We start from the raw sequence: 17,169 nt of genomic DNA, 5'->3' as shown, positions 1-17,169 counted from the left end.
GTAAAAGTAAAAAAATATGCTGAGTTCTTAACCTTAACTTTAAAAGATGATGAATTAAAATCTGTATTTTTGGTATCCAAAAGTAAATTACTATGATGAACCGTATTTTGTTTTCAATATTGTTTCTGTGTTGCATTACTGTCAGTTTTGCCCAAAGGGAAGTTGTAACTTCTATTGATGAAGTTCTCGATCAAAGTGAAATATCTTCTAGTCCGAAACTAGTGATTGGCATTGTTGTCGATCAAATGCGCTACGATTACCTAACCCGATTCTATAACAAATTTGGAGATGGTGGATTTAAACGTATGATCAATGAAGGTTTTAATTGCAAGAACAATCACTTTAATTATGTACCAACGTATACAGGTCCAGGTCATGCTTCAGTGTTTACAGGAACGACACCAAAATACCATGGTGTAATAAGTAATAATTGGTATGACAAAGTCTCAAAAGAAATGGTGTATTGCGCAGGTGATAATTCGGTGCAATCTGTTGGAACACAAAGTAATGCCGGACAAATGTCACCACATAGAATGTTAACTACAAGCTTTGCCGATGAAAACAGATTATTTACCCAAATGAGAGGTAAAACTATAGGAATAGCTATAAAAGACAGAGGTGCAATTTTACCAGCAGGTCACACAGCTAATGCTGCGTATTGGTTTCACGGACGTGATGAAGGACTATGGATCTCAAGTACTTTTTACATGAACACTTTACCAAAATGGGTGAGTGATTTCAATGCTTCGGAAACTGCAGCATCCTATTTAAAAGAATGGGACACGATGTATGATATTTCGACCTACACAGAAAGCGGTAGTGATGATAATAATTTTGAACGTGGATTTACAGGAAAAGAAAAAGCCACATTTCCTTATGATCTTGCAGCATTAAAAGCAGACAATGGCGGATTTGATATCTTGAAAGCCACACCATATGGGAATAGTTTGACTACCGATTTCGCTATGGCTGCCATAAAAGGAGAAGAATTAGGTAAAGATGCTATTACAGATGTACTAACAGTAAGTTTTTCTAGTACTGATTATGTAGGTCATAATTTTGGAGTTAATTCTAAAGAAGTAGAAGATACATACATTAGACTAGATAAAGACCTGGAACGCTTATTTAACTATTTGGATGCCAATGTCGGAGTAGGAGCATACACCGTTTTTCTTACAGCCGATCATGGAGCTGTTGATGTGCCTGCCTATCTAAATTCGGTTAACATTCCTGCTGGTTATATTGACAATAATGAAAGAAAGGCCAAATTTCAGAAGTTTTTAACTGATGCTTACGGAACCAATGAGATCATTGAAGATATTAGTAATAACCAGATTTTTTTAGATCGGGAAAAAATAAAATCAATGGGCTTGAATCTCAATGATGTACGAGAAGCTATTGCTAATGAACAGATTAGTTATGATCATGTAGCTAAAACTTACACTGCTACAGCTATGAATTCGACACAGTTTGTGACTGGTATTGAAGCCTTATTACAAAATGGATTTAATCAAAAGCGATCAGGAGATGTGATCCTGGTGAACGATGTCGCATATATCTCTTATAGCAGAACGGGTTCTACCCATGGCAGTGGATTAAACTACGATACACATGTGCCTTTATTATTCTTCGGAAAAGGGATACAGCATGGCGAAACGTATCAAAAAACAGTCATTCCGGATATAGCACCTACAATCTCTGCTCTCTTAGGAATTAGTTTTCCAAATGGTTCTACAGGTCAGCCTTTGGAGTTTGTGATGGATTGATTGTTTCTAATTAAGATTTTATTTTTTTCTTCTAACCATCAATATCATAACTACAATGAGAATACCAACCAATGCGTATTTATAAATTATTGGCCAGCCATTATCAATAGCGATCTCTCCTGCATCACCTATTAAAATAAATGACGCCCAATGATAAGGTGACGATTGATTAGGCGCACTAGTTTCAAGATAGTCAAGTTTAGCATTATGTAGTGCTAATGACTTATTTTGACCTAATTCGATATTCTTATAAAAGGTATGTAATAATTCAACAGATGTTTTATCGTTTACTTCCCATAATGTAGGCAACACACTATGCGATCCTGTATTAAAAAAACCTCTGGATAAACTCATCACACCTTCACCTTTATTTAATTCTCCTAAAGAGGTGTTGCAAGCACTTAAAACGACCAAATCTGGTGTGCTGTTAAAATCATACAATTCATTCAAATCGACTTTAGAATTGTAAAAGGCAATCCACGGACTAATACTATCATTAGCATCTGCATGAGATGCTATATGGAGAATTCTTGCATTTTTACTATTACTAAAAAACCGTTCTTTTGTAGCATTTTCATTAAAATACATCTTTGAAGGAAATACATCATCAATTAGGTTTAGCTCTTGTTCTGTATTTGCCAGTGTGCTTAATCCTGAAGAGAATTTGATAGGAGCAAAGCCAACTAGATTTTTAGTGTTTGTACGTTCTATTTTTGCATTTTCATTTAGAAACGACAAAGAATACGCATAGCTGATCTCATGATCATAAATAAGGTAACTCTTTCCTTCAGTTGATGTTTGGAGTGCTTCAAATGGAATGTTTTGTAAGTAATAATCTGCTGATATTGTAAGCTTCTTGCCTTTGATCAACGGTTTAATGTCATCAGGAAATAAGGTTTGATAAATGGTATGCGCAACAGTATTATAATCTTTTATGGATTGGTTATCTAAATAAGGTTGCTCTAAAAGCGTTCTGTAGGACTTAGTGTTTTCCTTTAATTCTTCACAATTTTTGATTTCAAACAGTTTGGTTGTCTCGTTTGAGATGACTATTCCGTAACCGTCTTCTTCATTTAAAATATATTCAATAAAAACATTGCTATCAGATAAAAATTCAGATTTAAATGATTTGAGGTCAATGATTTTAGCAGGTATTTTGGTTTTAAAGAAAAATCTAAACTTAGGGTTTAAGCTATTGATGTATTCGTTGTAATCATCCTTAGCTAAAAGGGTTAAACGTTGAATAGAGTCTTTGTTTTTTGTAACAGGCAAACTTTGTAATCTGTCAATTTCAGTTTTAAGTTTTGATTCTTGTTGGATAATATCATCAGGAATTTCAGACGTGTTTCTAGACATCTTGAGAGACACATCTTCCAGTAATAATAAAGCTTTGTTCTTTTCTATAAAATAAAATGCTTTTTCAGGATTATCAGATAAAAAACAGACTTTTGTAGCACCTGTATAAATTTCGGTAGCGGTCTTTCTCCAAAATAATTTAGATTTAAATTCTTGACTTTCTAATCTGGCTTTTTCAACAAGAAAATCGGCAAGTTCAAAAGTACGTAGGGCTTCATTGATATATGTTTTGTCTTCAGGTGTTTTTTCAGCGAGCTCAGTCCAAATCAATGCTTTATCTATAAGGCCAGAAATCAATTGAAATTTAACTTTTGAATTTACTAAGTCTGACTTGGAAGGTAGATTTTTTATGTCAGAAGTATCTAAATGAACAAGAGTAGATATGGCAGTTTGTACTTCTGCTAAAGCCTTATCATGGTGTTTGAAGTTGAAATAATGAATACTTAAATTTCTATGAATGATCGATTTCATTAAAGCTCTAGGCTTGTAAGTTAGTGCTTTTTTGAAGTATGATTCAGCTTCTTTACGTTCATCTTTTAGGTGCAAAACGCCAATATCGTTATATGTTTTTCTCAGTAGCGTTCTTTTATCAAGTTCAATAGCAATTATAAGTGCTTGGTCAAGATTTACTTTTCCATTTTCAAAATCATAGTCATCTCTATCAATGTAAAGATTACCTAATTGATTGTACAGGGTGTGCATATGTTTTAAGTCAACATCATTGTCTAAATTATCATCATTATTCACAGAATTTACAAAAGCTATGGTTTTGGTAAGTTCAGCAATTCCATTTTTTAAACTTTTTGGCGTATTAATTAGTTTGTTAGATTGTCCTATGCCTATAGCGTTTCTTACAATTAAGTTATTGTGTTTTAATCGATTAGAAATGGATTTGCCTAACTCGAAATATTTAAGAGATTGGGTGTATTGTCCTGTGTCAAAATAAATTTCTGCAATATTAAATACACCTTGCATGACGGTTTTGTCTGGCTCGTCATAACGCAGCAATAGTTTTAGAGTCGTTAAGGCGTTATCTAGGTCGATGTTTTTTCTATAATAAAAACCCAAACTATAAACATTTCTTCTGTAGAATGGCTCATTTTTATAGTTGATGGAATCCATTAAAAACAAATTCCTTTTATTGAGAGCGATTGCCTTTTCTATGTTTCTTGGCTTTTTTTTATACAGCCATCTAAATACTTCAAAAGTGTCTTCTATTAAAAAATCTAATTGATTATTTATTTTGTGTGCATTAAGTAGTGAGTCAAATTGTCTCTCTTTTTCCGGAGCACTTAAATTGTTATTCTCGAAGATATTTAGATATCGTTTAGATGGTTCCTGTGAAAAACAAACAAGACCTGAAATAAACAATACAATTGATAATATATTTTTCAAATTTCAAAATCAAAATAGTAGAAAAAAGAGATAGCTAAGTCAATAGCTACCTCTCTTGTATTGTTATAATTTTACATTATTAGGAAAGCATTGTGCTAAATGCTCTTTTGGATCTAAATCAGGATCATCCTCTTCATCGTCATCATCATCGTCACTGCCACCACCATTTACAGGAGGACCTGCTTTAGTACCATCAACACCACCTAATCCTGGTCCTGTATTACTCGTTTGACCTCCTCCAGTATTATCCGGATTCGGATTAAAAACTGAAGCACCTGTACTATCAAGTAGTGCCTTATAGAGATCATATTCTTGCTTATTGACTACCCATCTTTCAACATTTTCACATATCGTACTCTCTTCAATAGTATATATGGTATAGTGAAGCGACATTAAATTCCTGAAATAAATATTAAATGGAACTGTTGGGTCAGCTTGAAATGGACTTTGAATCAATTCGTATTCCAATTCACTCATATTAAAATACAGAATTTGTGTTTCAGTACCTGCAGGCATCTCATTTACGATTGTTAGATTACTAGAATTCGTAGCATCTTGAGAAGAATTATTCCTTGATCTTTCACTATGATCTTTTTCAGAATTGATGTCTGCATCAATTTTTCTCTCAAGAGCTTCATTTTGATAATCTTGTTCGAGATTGTCAACTGAACAACTCATTGATAGCATGATCGCTAATATAGCGAGCACCTTAAAATTTAGTTTTCTCATAATTAATAGGGATTTATCTTTATCTTATAAATATATATATTTGTTTTATAAAAAAAAGACTTTTTTATTAAGCTACCCAAAAAAAGCCGATGAAAGACCCTAATTATTACCTGAATGGATTGATAAATAATAGTGAGTCTATTGTTGTTGAGATTTATAAAGAAATGTTTCCTAAGGTGCTTCGGTTTGTTGTAAATAATAAAGGTCAAAGTTTGGATGCTGAAGATATTTTTCAAAAAGCTTTACTGCAATTGGCTGTAAGATATAAGAAAGAAAGGTTTACTGTGCACTCTAGTTTTGAAGCTTATTTTTTTACCGTTTGCAAAAATTTATGGCGTCGAGAGTTAAATAAATCAAAAAATAAGGTAACAAAATATGAACTAGGTGAACTGAAGGATGATAGCACAGATATTGCTATGGCTGTTTTAGAACAAAAACGCTGGGAATTATACAAAGAGTGTTTAGAACTGATCTCTGACAAATGTAAGCAGGTATTAAAATTGTATTTTAATAAAGTATCATATGCAGATATTGTAAATAAAATTGGTTACAATACAGAAACAGTTGCCAGACAAAGTGTCTTTAAGTGTAAAAACAAATTAAAGCAGTTGGTACAAGCTGACAAACGTTTTGTCTTATTGAATAAGTTATGACTGAAAAGGACTATATACTAATAGATAATTATCTTAAAGGTACGCTATCTGAAACTGAAATGGAATTGGTTTTAGAGCGTTTAAAAGTTGATGCCGATTTTAGCAAGCAATTTAAGCTAGAAGCTGAACTTTTTGAAACGCTTAATGATGAAGAGTGGAGTTTTGTTAGTGAAAAGTCGCCAGAGGTTGAAGAATACAAACTTTTGTTGAATGAGGGTGGGATGCAGGATCTAAAGCATACAATTGATAAAGTGAGTAAGCAGAAAGATAACACTACACGTAAATTGAACAAATCGTTTTTTTATTATCTGGCAGCAGCTTCTATTGTTGTGTTCCTCGGGTTTCAATTATTTTTTAATCAAAGTGTTTCTGGTAAAGCCTTGTATAATGATTATGTAAGCTTAAGTGAGTTGCCATCGTTTGCTACCAGAAGTAATGCAAATGAAATAGAGAAACAACTTGTTAATGCCCAAATTCTTTTCGAAAAGAAAAACTATAAAGAATCACTGGCTATTTTTGAATCAGTTCTAGGTACAGAAAGCTCTAATATTTCATTATATCTATATACAGGATTAGCTCAGGTGGAGTTAAATCAGTTTAAGAAAGCTGAGATAACTTATGATAATTTAATTAACAACCCATCTATTGATGGGAGTATGGGCTATTGGTATAAAGCCTTACTCTATCTCAAACAAGATCGCCTTGACGACTCTAAAGTTGTTTTGAATACTGTTGTTTCTAAGAAGCTTTATAACTATAAAAAAGCCGAAGAGTTATTAAGCCAATTAAATGATGAATAAAAAAGCCCCTTAATTTAAGAGGCTTATTTACATAATAGATAATACATATTATTTTACGACAATCTTCTTTTGTTCAATTCCTTTCGATGTATAGAACTTTACAAAGTAGATTCCAGAAGTTAAATTTCTAACATTAAGTGTATTGCTTGTTGGTTTTAGTCTTAATTTAATATTTCCAACGATATCTAAAACTTCAATGTTTTCAATGTCATTTTTGTCAATTCCATCAAAATGTAATTCTTGATTTGGTTTAATCGGATTTGGATATAATTTTAAATCGTTCTGTGAATTACGGAAATTACCTCCAATACCACCATTATCATCACAATCTAGAGTAATGTAGGTATATACTTCATCACATACGGTTCCGTTTTCAAATACAATTTCGGCATATACGTATAAATTATAATTGTCCCAGCTTGAGATTCCTGCAGGAGGGCTTGGTAAATAGATTGGTTGCGCATGTTGTCCGGCAGCATTACCTGATGATTGTCCAGCAAAAACATGGTAATATGTACTACTAATGGTATAATACCAATTAATATAATCTATATTAGGATCATTACAATTCATCCAGGCTTGATAATCAACACAGTTTTCAACTTCTACTATATCTAGGCAACTTGCAGGTTTACAGTCTGGTTGACAGTTGATATAAATAGTTACTGACTCTTTATCCTGACATATCTTAACACTTCCGTCATCATAAGTAACTCTTAATTCGACAATGTAATATCCATCAGAATCATTAGAGAAATCATAAGTGAAATCCTTATTTGTATTCGTTGTAATGGTAACTCCGTTTCTCTTGATAGTCCAAGTATAAGAATATATATCTTCGCATTGAGGAGCAATTAAATTTGTGCCAGAAAATTCTCTTACACAGGCAGAAACATTGTTAATATCTATGTCAGCATTTATATTACACGGGTTAGTACAAGGATCTGGATCATCATCGCCACAATTTGATATGTTATCGATGTACACATAACCAGCATGAACACTTTGACTACAATCTCTTACTTCTAATCTTAACTCTACAGATTTACCTACATTAGCTTCGCCGATATCTAATGTCATCGTTTCCCATTGACCTGAATATCTTAAGTCTGTATTCAAATTATTTGTAAGATTAGCATAGCTGTCATTTACATTGTTTTGGTCTAAAAAGTCATCAAAAGACTCTAAATCGCTGTCAGAAGCTCTTACCGTTTCTGAGTCTGTAGCAAACGGACTTCCATCTACGTAGACATTTACTTTAAAGTAAGGGTGTTCAGCTACTGAATGTTGAGACCATTTCTCTAAAACTGCTGCATAATCTAAGGTGATGTATCTATCGTCTGCAACAAAAGTCTTAAGTAATTTATCGTTTTCAGCATTGTCTGTCATATTAGTAAAAAAGCGTTTGTTTTGATTGATTCTAACTGCTTTAGTAGAACCATTTGTTCTTGACAATGTAATGGCGTTGGCGTCTTGTAATCCTGTTGTAAGGCTAAATAGAATAGGGTCATTTCCAGAACTTACAATGGCTACAGGAGAAAGAGGATCAACAAATGGTGACTCAGTTACGATTGGAGTTGGAGATCCATTTTTTGTGGCACTATATGTTCCTGGATTGCCATTTTCAAAAGTTCCATCATCATTATCATCTGTACAAGGTGTCACATCGTTTTTTCCTTTTCTGTAAGCAGTTTTAAGTGAAGGATTGTTATCAAAGAATTCTTTGCGGAGAAAGTCTTCCTTTAAAGATCTGATATAATAATTTCGACTTTTAACATCATTTAGTTCAGAACTGGTTCTTGCTGCGTTTGAAAAATCAATTGGAATTTTCTTATCAATATTCTGCTGAATATAAAAATCGATTGTTTGCTCTATAGCATCAATTGTGTTTTGATACTCTTTCTCTGGCTTAAGGTCTTGAGCTATTGAAAAATTTGTAAATATTACAAAAGCTAATAGCACTAAAAAAATAGATTTTTTCATAGTTGAAATAGTTTTAATTGCCTACTCATTCGCTTTTCGGTTTCCGCGATAATACGACAATGAAAAAGAGATTTTTCAAATGTATTATACTTAAAAGTAGTGTCAAGAACCTGTAAAATCTAGAACAAAATGACGAGCGTTAAGATTTTAATGATAAGCGTTGTCTTATAACTTTTTAAGATGACTATGATAATTGATTAATCAAATCAGTAAGATTAGATTTGTTTCTGACAGAGACATTTATTTTGTCATTATTGGTAAGTATGATGGTTTCCTTTTTATATATGGAAGCGATATACTCTATATTAATGAGTACTGATCGATGTGCCTTAAAAAAGCCTTTATCGATTAACAATTCTTCGTAATATTTGAGTGAATTGGACGCTAAGTATTTTTTATGATCTGCGAGGTAGAAATAAGTGTAGTTTCCTTCAGCTTCACATTTGATAATATCATTTATATTAATTGATACATGCTCATTTCCAACATGTAAAAGAAAACGAGAACTTTTAGAACTCAGAAAACTGGAAAGTAGTTGGAATTTATGTTCTGAGAATAAGCGCTCTTTTAAATGGATATATCGATTAATAACTTTAATCATTCTATCCTTTTCATAAGGTTTAATGATATAACTAAACGCATAGTGGTCAATAGCTTTGCTCATATAATTGTCAAAGGCGGTAACAAAGATCACTTCAAAATCATGATGTTTCAGATGTTTGAAAATCTCAAATGAGTAACCATCGATTAATTCAATATCCATGAAAATCAACTCAGGTTTCTCAGTATTAATAATTGATATGGAGTCTATCACATTATCAGCATAACCAATAATATCTATATTACTGAATTGACTCTGTAAAATAGAAGTCAAATATTCTTGAGATTCAATATTGTCTTCTATAATAATTGTGTTAATTTTAGAATTGCTCTTTATCATTTATTAACCGCTAATTTTAAACATGAAAATACTTCTTTTTTTTATAACTTTTTTAATTAATTATGTTGGTTATTCTCAAAATGAAGACATACTTACATATGATGCAAATAAAGTATATACTCAGAAATATGTTGACTCTATTAATAAAAATAATCTAAGAATTAAATTGTCAGACTATAAAAAAATATTAGAGTCTGATAAAAAACTTAAAGGATGGACACGTTATTATGCAGGCTTGGCTTCACTTGCCTCTAGAGAAAATAAGTATGACTCCGTATTCTTTTATGCTGATAAGGCAATTAAAACGTATAATGACTTAGAGGTTCCTCGTCCAGTGGACGAGCATTATTTGGTTGGTGTTTATATTAATAAAGCCAGAAGTTTAAAAGCCGCTTCAAAGGATTATAAGAATTCCATCATAAATTATCAGGCAGCAATTGATCTGTCTAAGATTTACCCTTATAAGTATATATCATATGTCACAGCAGGTATTGCAGATGCACATATTCAAATGGGAAATAAAGAATTAGCCCTAAAATATTTTCTTGAAGTAGAAAAAGACTCAGTCTATATGAATATTAGTAGACCAGCTGTTGTTACTTTAACTAAAATTGGAGCACTATATAAGGATATGAACAATGTTGAAGAAGCAAGAAAGTATTACAATAAAGGATTAGATAAATCTATCAATTCAGATTATAAAAGTAATATCCCAACATTGTACGCTTATTTGGCATTTACATACCATCAAGATGACAAGTATCTCCAAGCCTCTAAATATTTTAAACAGGCCATTGAAGCTATTAAAGCTAATGGTGTAGGCGATTTTCCTGGAGCACAATTTAATTATGATTTTTTAAAATGTTATGTTGAAGTTTTTGAAGGGAAAACGAACAAGGCTATTGAAGATTTAAAAGAACTATTAAGTGCTATAAAAGGTCAAGAAAAAATTAATAGAGATGATTATGAATTAGCAACATATGTTATTGAAACACTAGGTATTGCGTATCAAAAAAAAGGCAATGCTTCTGAGTACAAAGCGCTAATAAAAGAATCCTCTCTCATTTATGAAAGATATAATAAAGAGCAACAACAGCAGGAACTTCAAAACTTGGAAACCTCTTACCAAACAAAAGAAAAAGATGCCTCTATTGCACAATTAGAGGAAAGCAAAAAACAACAAGGGATAATTATAAAACAACAAAGAACAATTGGTTTTGGATTAGCAGGTTTGTTTTTACTGGCTCTTCTTTTGGGTGTCTTGTTTTTTAAACAACGAAAACTTAAAAATAAATATGAAAAAGAAAATTTAGAACAACGCTTGTTACGTTCTCAAATGAATCCACATTTTATAGGTAATGCCATGAATACAGTAAGTGCACTGGTTAATAAGAAATCTGATGATGCCATACCTTACATTAATAAATTATCAAATTTATTTAGATTGGTATTAACTAATTCTAGAGAGGAGTTTGTAAGCTTAGAAGATGAGCTAACAACCTTAAATAGCTATCTGGAATTACAATCCCAATTTTCTAAGGATTTCGACTTTAGTTTTAATATAGATCAATCAATAGATCAGGAAGAATTTATTATTCCTCCAATGCTTATACAGCCTTTTGTTGAGAATGCTATCTTACACGGTTTGAAACCTAATCATAACAGAGGTAGAGTAGATATAAAGATTTCTAGAAATGAAAAAGGTTTGCTCTTATGTGAAATTGATGATAATGGCGTAGGCTATTCAAAAGGTTTAAAAGAGACTAAGAAGCAAAAATCGGTTTCAGGTGATATTATCAAAGAACGTTTAGAAATTTTAAAAAATAAGTTTAAAGTCGATGCCAGATATTTAATTAAAAATAAAGATCAGGGAACGCAGGTTAAATTATATTTGCCATACTTATTAGATGTTTAAAAATGAATAAAAAAACAATTTCCACTGCCATAGCAATAATTATTATACTATGTGTTTTTGGTTATGAATATGTTTTAAAAGAACAAGAATCAACCGAGATTATAAAGCAAGGACAAACCGTAAAAGACGATACCAACGAATACTTTTTACCAACAAGTACAACGGGACAAATTATACATCACGAAGGCTATTCTTTATCCTACAGCGAACCACACGAACAAGCCGAATGGGTGGCTTATGAATTAAAGAAATCACATCTTGCAAACACCAATTTTAAGCGTCCTTATTTTGAAATTGATAAGGCAGTAAAAACTAAAGCTGCACATTGGAGAAATTATAAGCAATCGGGTTATGATCGAGGACACCTCTGTCCTGCAGGTGATAAGAGGTATAGTCAAGAGGCACATGATGAAACCTTTTTAACCAGTAATATAAGTCCGCAAAAACACGACTTCAATTCAGGAATTTGGAATACTCTTGAGCAAAAAGTACGCTATTGGGCAAGGAAATATGATGGCGTTTTTGTTGTTACAGGAGGTGTATTAAATGGAACCATGAAAACCATAGGTGATGAGAAGGTGAGTGTGCCTAATCAGTTTTATAAAGTATTGATTGATAATAATATAGGAAAGACTAAAATGATTGCATTTTTAATGCCTCACAAAAATTCTAAACGACCGCTTTATGAATTTGTTGTTTCAGTTGATGAAATCGAGGAATTAACAGGTATTGACTTCTTTTCAGAATTAGAGGATAGCATTGAAAATACGTTAGAATCCTCTAGTAGCTATAAAGGTTGGAGTTTTAATTAAACTATTTTAATTTGCCTAACATACCTTTCCAACGGAGTCGTCTTATGAATTGGCCTTGCTCTTTACTGACAAGGCGTTCTAGGCTTTGTTGCTTTCCTCTAAAATAACCAAACATATAATCTTTAAAAAGAACTATGCTTTTCTTTTTGTAAGCTAGTTTTAAAGCCGAAATTAGCGTGATAATAAAACCGTAACGCATTTTATACATCGCTTCTCCTTGAAGATATTTGGAGGCTTTATTGTAACTTATGCCTGTAGGTTTAAGGTGCTTGACATGCAAGGATGCATCAGTTAATAAATCCCAATTGTAATACGAAGCCAAGAGTTCGTCAACAGTATCCCAACCCATAGATGGTTTGAGCTTGCCAATATCTAAAAAGCATTGTTTTCGATATGCTTTTAGTGCACCGCGAATGTGATCTTTTCGTGTAAGATTTTCTAAAACCCACTCTTTGTTTTTCTCAACGTAACAAAAGCCAGCAGCCATGCCTAGTTGCTTATTTTTGCTGAAATGCGATGCCAAGCGTTCTAAATAATGTTTAGGAAAAATCAGGTCTGCATCAAATTTACAAATCACGTCATAAGCCTCATCTAAGGTCTCATATCCTTTATAGAATGCATTGATGATTTTAGAGCCAGGTAAATGCTCATCTGATGAGGTCACATTAACTAAAGATATATTGGAATGTTCTTTTGCTAAAGTTTTAACAATTTGTTCTGTAAGATCTGTCGAGTTATCATTGACCACCACAATGTGTTTTGCAGGTAGTGTTTGAGTAATCAACGACTCTAAAGTTTGAGCAATAGATTCCTCTTCGTTGTGTGCTGGGATGATGATATAAAACTTCAGATTTTTCATTATATTTATTCAAAATTAGCAATTATGTATTTAAGATGTTTTATTGTAGTGAGTTTATTTTTTTTTATGACAGGAGCCCAAGAGTATGAGGTGCTTTCTTATCAAAAATTAAACTCTTCTAGTACAAATTTTAGCTACATCTTAGATGATGAAGATTGGTTTGGGCACTCGGTTGAAGGGATAGGTGATATTAATGGAGACGGAGTTAATGATCTTGCAGTTGGAGCAAATCAAGATGATGATGGAGGTACAAACAAAGGCGCTATATATATTCTTTTTTTGAATCAAGATGGAAGTATAAATTCAACTCAGAAGATTAGTGAAACTGAAGGCGGTTTTAACGCTAGTTTGATTGAATGGGATTATTTTGGTCGATCTATAAGTTATTTAGGTGACTTGAACAATGATGGACTTACTGAGATTGCCGTTGGAGCTGAATATGATAATGAAGCTGGACATAGACATGGAGGAATTTACATACTATCTTTATTAAGTGATGGAACAGTTTCATCATATCAGAAAATTAATGAGATTCAAGGTAATTTTACTGGAATAATTGATGTTTGGGATGTTTTTGGTAGTGATATTACTAATATAGGAGATTTAAATGGAGATGGTAATTCAGATATTGCCGTTGGAGCGAGACGTGATGGAGATGGTGGTCAAGAAAGTGGAGCTGTCTGGGTTTTATTCTTGAACAGCGATTTTACAGTTAATAGCCATCAAAAAATAAGCGCAACAAGTGGGAATTTAAATCTCAATTTCGACTTTCAAGACTATTTTGGATCTTCGGTTACAAATCTTGGAGACTTAAACGGAGATGGTATTATTGATTTGGCTGTTGGTGCCTATCGTGATGATGATGGAGGCACAAACAAAGGCGCTATATATATATTATTTATGAACTCTGATGGAACAGTAAATTCATCCCAGAAAATAAGCGAGACAAATGGTGGCTTATCTGATACTTTATCCCAAGAATTAAGATTTGGTAGATCTTCAAGTTACATTGGAGATTTGAATGATGATGGAAAACCAGAATTGATAGTGGGCTGTCAAAGTAACTTGTTTTATATATTGAATTTGAATGCTGATGGGACAGTTGATAGCTTTGAAAAATATGGGGCAGGTCTAAATAATTTTACTGGTACACTTGGTTCAGATGATTTTTTTGGATTTTCGGTAGCTAATATCGGAGATCTTGGTGGGCAACAATCTATTGCAGTCGGTGCTTTCGGAGATAGCGTAAATGGGTATAACAAGGGAGCAATTTGGATTTTGAAATTGAAAAAAGAAGCGTTGTCAATAGAAGATTTTTCATCAAAACAAGACATCAAGCTTTATCCAAATCCAGCAAATAATTCTATTTCATTTACAGGAAATATGTCAGGTTATTCTTTTCGTATATATGAGCAAACTGGCAGACTTGTTTCATCTAGTTTAATTAACCAAACCAATCAATACGATATATCTATGTTGTCTAAAGGAATGTATATAGTAGTTTTAAATGAAAGCTTCTCAAATAGTAGTTTTACATATAAGCTAATTAAGAATTAGACTTTTGCGCATAAACGATATAGTATCTTGGTGTAAACCAGCGAAGCAATGGCCTGATTCCAATTTTTTTAGTTGGATTTGTCCACTTTTCTGAAGCTATTATTTTCCAACCAGATTTTTCTAACAACCAATCAAATTGCCAGTCTTCAAATTCGTGATAATGACGATCTCTCATATCCGTTTTGCTTCTGTATGCTGATGCAAACCATAATTTTAGAGGAATGCTGGCTACTAATTTATCTGCTTTTATCGATTGCAATACAGTAAAAGGTGAGAGTAGGTGTTCAAAAATTTCAAAGGCAGTAATTACACTTGCAGGAGACTGTTCAATTTCGGTGGTGTCTAAATCTAAATCTATACCAGAGGTGTTTGTAACGTCATAACCATTGATTTTTAGAATTTCAGATAAAGGGTTTTCAACGCCGAGATCGAGAATAGACTCAGAAGTATTTACATGGGTTTTTAGAAACTGAACGGTATGCTTGAAGCGTTTATTAGGATATGTGTTTTCGTACATTAATCTGAAATATTATCATATGAGGTTTTGATGCCTTTAATTAAAGCAGAGCTAAAACCTTGGTGTTCCATTTCATTTAATCCTGCAATGGTACACCCTTTTGGAGTTGTTACTTTATCAATTTCGGCCTCTGGGTGATTGCCTTGTTGTAATAAAAGCTCGCTTGCTCCTTTTACAGTTTGTGTTGCAATTTTTGTTGCTGTTTGCGCATCAAATCCTATTTCTATACCACCTTGGATCATTCCTCTTATAAATCGCAATACATAAGCGATTCCACAGGCACCTAAAACAGTAGCTGCATCCATGAGTTGCTCGCTAATGACAATGGTCTCTCCAAGCGCATTAAAAATGGAAATTACTTTAGCGGTCTCGTCATCAGTTGCATTGGACGAGGCAATGCATGTCATTGATTCATTTACAGAAGACGCTGTATTTGGCATAGCTCTAAAAACTGTAGGCTCAAATTCTAATTCTTTTTTTATTTGAGCTATTGAAAAATCACTAACGACAGATATTAGAAGCCTATCTGATGTAAGTTGAGAAGAGATCTCCTGTAATACTTCTGAAATGCGATATGGTTTTACAGCAATAATTATAATTTTCGCACTTTTAACTGCGTCTATATTATCAGAAGATATACGAACACCTTGATCTTTGTAAGCTTGTAGCAAATGTGTTTTATGCCTTGTGATTACTATATCTGAAGGCTTAAAATTTTCGCTCAATAATCCAGAGGCAATTGCCTGCCCTAGATTACCACCTCCTAATATGGCTACAGTAGAATTCATCTAATATTTGTAAACTATAGCATTGATATGCATTCCTGCACCAACACTTGCAAATATGATAACGTCACCTTTTTCTATGGATTGATTCTCAATTTTATTGTTTACAACTAGGTCGAAAAGGGTAGGGACTGTTGCTACTGAGCTATTACCAAGTTTATGAATGCTCATTGGCATAATGCCTTCTGGAGCTGGTGTTTTATACAAACGATAAAAACGTTTGATTATAGCTTCATCCATTTTTTCATTAGCTTGATGTATCAGAACTTTTTTCACATCCTTAATGTCTACACCACTTTTATCAAGACATGATTTCATGGCTAATGGTACATTATTCAATGCAAATTCGTAAATCTTACGACCATGCATTTTAATGTATCGTGTATCTCGACAAAGTTCTTGGTTGTTAGAGTTTCCGAAGAATAAATAATACGCTTCATCATAGGTGAACGATGCTGTTTCGTGAGCTAAAATTCCACCTTCTTCATCGGTTTCTTCTACAATTGTAGCACCTGCACCATCACTGTAAATCATAGAGTCTCTATCGTGTTTATCAACTACTCGAGATAAAGTCTCAGATCCTATTACTAGGCATTTTTTTGCCATACCAGCTTTTATAAATGCTTGCGCCTGAATAACACCTTCAACCCAACCTGGACATCCGAAAAGTATATCGTAAGCCACACATTTAGGGTTTTTTATTCGTAACCTATGTTTCACTCTTGATGCTAGACATGGCAAAATATCAGACTGAACAGTATTTGATTTCACATCACCAAAGTTGTGTGCACATATGATATAATCTAGTTCTTCAGGATCCATGTTAGCATCCTCAATGGCCTTTTGGGCAGCAAGGAAACCTAAGTCTGATGACGTTAATTGCGGATCTGCGTAGCGACGTTCAACAATTCCGGTTATGGCTTTAAATTTATCGACGATGACTTCGTTTGGCGAATCGATATGACTACCATCAATATTTAAAAATTCATGCTGATGAAAATCTTCATTTTTTTCAACTTCACCTGGTATATAGCTACCTATTCCTGTTATTTTTATCGACATTTTTAATATTTTTTATAACATTCCGATTTACTAAAATAGC

The 17,169-nt window shown here is 32.9% G+C and carries 14 protein-coding genes; 6 read left to right on the top strand and 8 right to left on the bottom strand.

Features of this window, described 5'->3' with window-relative positions:
• Nucleotides 1-92: 92 nt before the first annotated feature.
• Nucleotides 93-1,766, top strand: coding sequence for an alkaline phosphatase PafA (pafA, locus tag Q0951_RS07950; RefSeq protein ID WP_299336039.1), 1,674 nt, complete (start codon nt 93-95; stop codon nt 1,764-1,766).
• 18 nt (nt 1,767-1,784) lie between these two features.
• Here the strand turns inward: pafA and Q0951_RS07945 are convergent, their stop codons facing one another.
• On the bottom strand, nt 1,785-4,517 hold the full coding sequence (locus Q0951_RS07945) for a CHAT domain-containing tetratricopeptide repeat protein (protein ID WP_299336038.1): 2,733 nt from the start codon (nt 4,515-4,517) through the stop codon (nt 1,785-1,787).
• A gap of 63 nt (nt 4,518-4,580) precedes the next feature.
• On the bottom strand, nt 4,581-5,246 hold the full coding sequence (locus Q0951_RS07940) for a hypothetical protein (RefSeq protein ID WP_299336037.1): 666 nt from the start codon (nt 5,244-5,246) through the stop codon (nt 4,581-4,583).
• Between the two features lie 89 nt (nt 5,247-5,335).
• On the opposite strand from Q0951_RS07940, the gene Q0951_RS07935 reads away from it, so the two are divergent.
• Both Q0951_RS07935 and Q0951_RS07930 read left to right on the top strand, forming a co-directional pair.
• Complete coding sequence (locus Q0951_RS07935) at nt 5,336-5,899, top strand: sigma-70 family RNA polymerase sigma factor (RefSeq protein ID WP_299336036.1); 564 nt, start codon at nt 5,336-5,338, stop codon at nt 5,897-5,899.
• Nucleotides 5,896-6,699, top strand: a complete 804-nt coding sequence (locus Q0951_RS07930) for a hypothetical protein (RefSeq protein ID WP_299336035.1) — start codon at nt 5,896-5,898, stop codon at nt 6,697-6,699. The genes Q0951_RS07935 and Q0951_RS07930 overlap by 4 nt, the downstream gene beginning before the upstream one ends.
• Before the next feature lie 48 nt (nt 6,700-6,747).
• Here the strand turns inward: Q0951_RS07930 and Q0951_RS07925 are convergent, their stop codons facing one another.
• Both Q0951_RS07925 and Q0951_RS07920 read right to left on the bottom strand, forming a co-directional pair.
• Nucleotides 6,748-8,682 carry a T9SS type A sorting domain-containing protein gene (locus tag Q0951_RS07925; RefSeq protein ID WP_299336034.1) on the bottom strand — a complete coding sequence of 645 codons (1,935 nt, stop codon included), beginning with the start codon at nt 8,680-8,682 and terminating at the stop codon, nt 6,748-6,750.
• A 184-nt stretch (nt 8,683-8,866) separates the two neighbouring features.
• Nucleotides 8,867-9,622, bottom strand: a complete 756-nt coding sequence (locus Q0951_RS07920; protein ID WP_299336033.1) for a LytTR family DNA-binding domain-containing protein — start codon at nt 9,620-9,622, stop codon at nt 8,867-8,869.
• 22 nt (nt 9,623-9,644) lie between these two features.
• Here Q0951_RS07920 and Q0951_RS07915 point away from each other — a divergent pair, with 22 nt between their 5' ends.
• Together Q0951_RS07915 and Q0951_RS07910 are read left to right on the top strand one after the other, a co-directional pair.
• A complete protein-coding gene (locus Q0951_RS07915; RefSeq protein WP_299336032.1) occupies nt 9,645-11,537 on the top strand; it encodes a histidine kinase in 1,893 nt (630 codons plus the stop codon).
• A 2-nt stretch (nt 11,538-11,539) separates the two neighbouring features.
• A complete protein-coding gene (locus tag Q0951_RS07910) occupies nt 11,540-12,349 on the top strand; it encodes a DNA/RNA non-specific endonuclease (RefSeq protein WP_299336031.1) in 810 nt (269 codons plus the stop codon).
• A 1-nt stretch (nt 12,350) separates the two neighbouring features.
• Here Q0951_RS07910 and Q0951_RS07905 read toward each other — a convergent pair whose 3' ends face one another.
• Entirely contained in the window at nt 12,351-13,199 is an 849-nt protein-coding gene (locus Q0951_RS07905; protein ID WP_299336144.1) for a glycosyltransferase family 2 protein, read from the bottom strand.
• A 33-nt stretch (nt 13,200-13,232) separates the two neighbouring features.
• On the opposite strand from Q0951_RS07905, the gene Q0951_RS07900 reads away from it, so the two are divergent.
• Nucleotides 13,233-14,765, top strand: coding sequence for an FG-GAP-like repeat-containing protein (locus tag Q0951_RS07900; protein ID WP_299336030.1), 1,533 nt, complete (start codon nt 13,233-13,235; stop codon nt 14,763-14,765).
• On the opposite strand, the gene Q0951_RS07895 is transcribed toward Q0951_RS07900, so the two are convergent.
• Genes Q0951_RS07895 through Q0951_RS07885 form a run of 3 tightly spaced genes read right to left on the bottom strand, consistent with a single transcriptional unit; the run spans nt 14,755 to nt 17,129 of the window.
• On the bottom strand, nt 14,755-15,282 hold the full coding sequence (locus Q0951_RS07895; protein WP_299336029.1) for a methyltransferase: 528 nt from the start codon (nt 15,280-15,282) through the stop codon (nt 14,755-14,757). The genes Q0951_RS07900 and Q0951_RS07895 overlap by 11 nt on opposite strands.
• Nucleotides 15,282-16,070, bottom strand: coding sequence for a pyrroline-5-carboxylate reductase (proC, locus tag Q0951_RS07890; protein ID WP_299336028.1), 789 nt, complete (start codon nt 16,068-16,070; stop codon nt 15,282-15,284). Before proC ends, Q0951_RS07895 begins: the two co-directional genes overlap by 1 nt.
• On the bottom strand, nt 16,071-17,129 hold the full coding sequence (locus tag Q0951_RS07885) for a 3-oxoacyl-ACP synthase III family protein (RefSeq protein WP_299336027.1): 1,059 nt from the start codon (nt 17,127-17,129) through the stop codon (nt 16,071-16,073).
• Between the last annotated feature and the right edge of the window lie 40 nt (nt 17,130-17,169).

This window comes from uncultured Psychroserpens sp. (assembly GCF_947501425.1).
In the GTDB taxonomy this organism is placed as follows: domain Bacteria; phylum Bacteroidota; class Bacteroidia; order Flavobacteriales; family Flavobacteriaceae; genus Psychroserpens.
This window is presented reverse-complemented; position numbering and strand designations above follow the sequence as displayed.

Coding starts and splice junctions, on each gene's coding strand:
- pafA (WP_299336039.1), top strand. CDS start 93: ATGATGAACCGTATTTTGTTTTCAATATTGTTTCTGTGTTGCATTACT.
- Q0951_RS07940 (WP_299336037.1), bottom strand. CDS start 5,246: ATGAGAAAACTAAATTTTAAGGTGCTCGCTATATTAGCGATCATGCTA.
- Q0951_RS07900 (WP_299336030.1), top strand. CDS start 13,233: ATGTATTTAAGATGTTTTATTGTAGTGAGTTTATTTTTTTTTATGACA.
- Q0951_RS07935 (WP_299336036.1), top strand. CDS start 5,336: ATGAAAGACCCTAATTATTACCTGAATGGATTGATAAATAATAGTGAG.
- Q0951_RS07920 (WP_299336033.1), bottom strand. CDS start 9,622: ATGATAAAGAGCAATTCTAAAATTAACACAATTATTATAGAAGACAAT.
- Q0951_RS07885 (WP_299336027.1), bottom strand. CDS start 17,129: ATGTCGATAAAAATAACAGGAATAGGTAGCTATATACCAGGTGAAGTT.
- Q0951_RS07895 (WP_299336029.1), bottom strand. CDS start 15,282: ATGTACGAAAACACATATCCTAATAAACGCTTCAAGCATACCGTTCAG.
- Q0951_RS07930 (WP_299336035.1), top strand. CDS start 5,896: ATGACTGAAAAGGACTATATACTAATAGATAATTATCTTAAAGGTACG.
- Q0951_RS07925 (WP_299336034.1), bottom strand. CDS start 8,682: ATGAAAAAATCTATTTTTTTAGTGCTATTAGCTTTTGTAATATTTACA.
- proC (WP_299336028.1), bottom strand. CDS start 16,070: ATGAATTCTACTGTAGCCATATTAGGAGGTGGTAATCTAGGGCAGGCA.
- Q0951_RS07915 (WP_299336032.1), top strand. CDS start 9,645: ATGAAAATACTTCTTTTTTTTATAACTTTTTTAATTAATTATGTTGGT.
- Q0951_RS07910 (WP_299336031.1), top strand. CDS start 11,540: ATGAATAAAAAAACAATTTCCACTGCCATAGCAATAATTATTATACTA.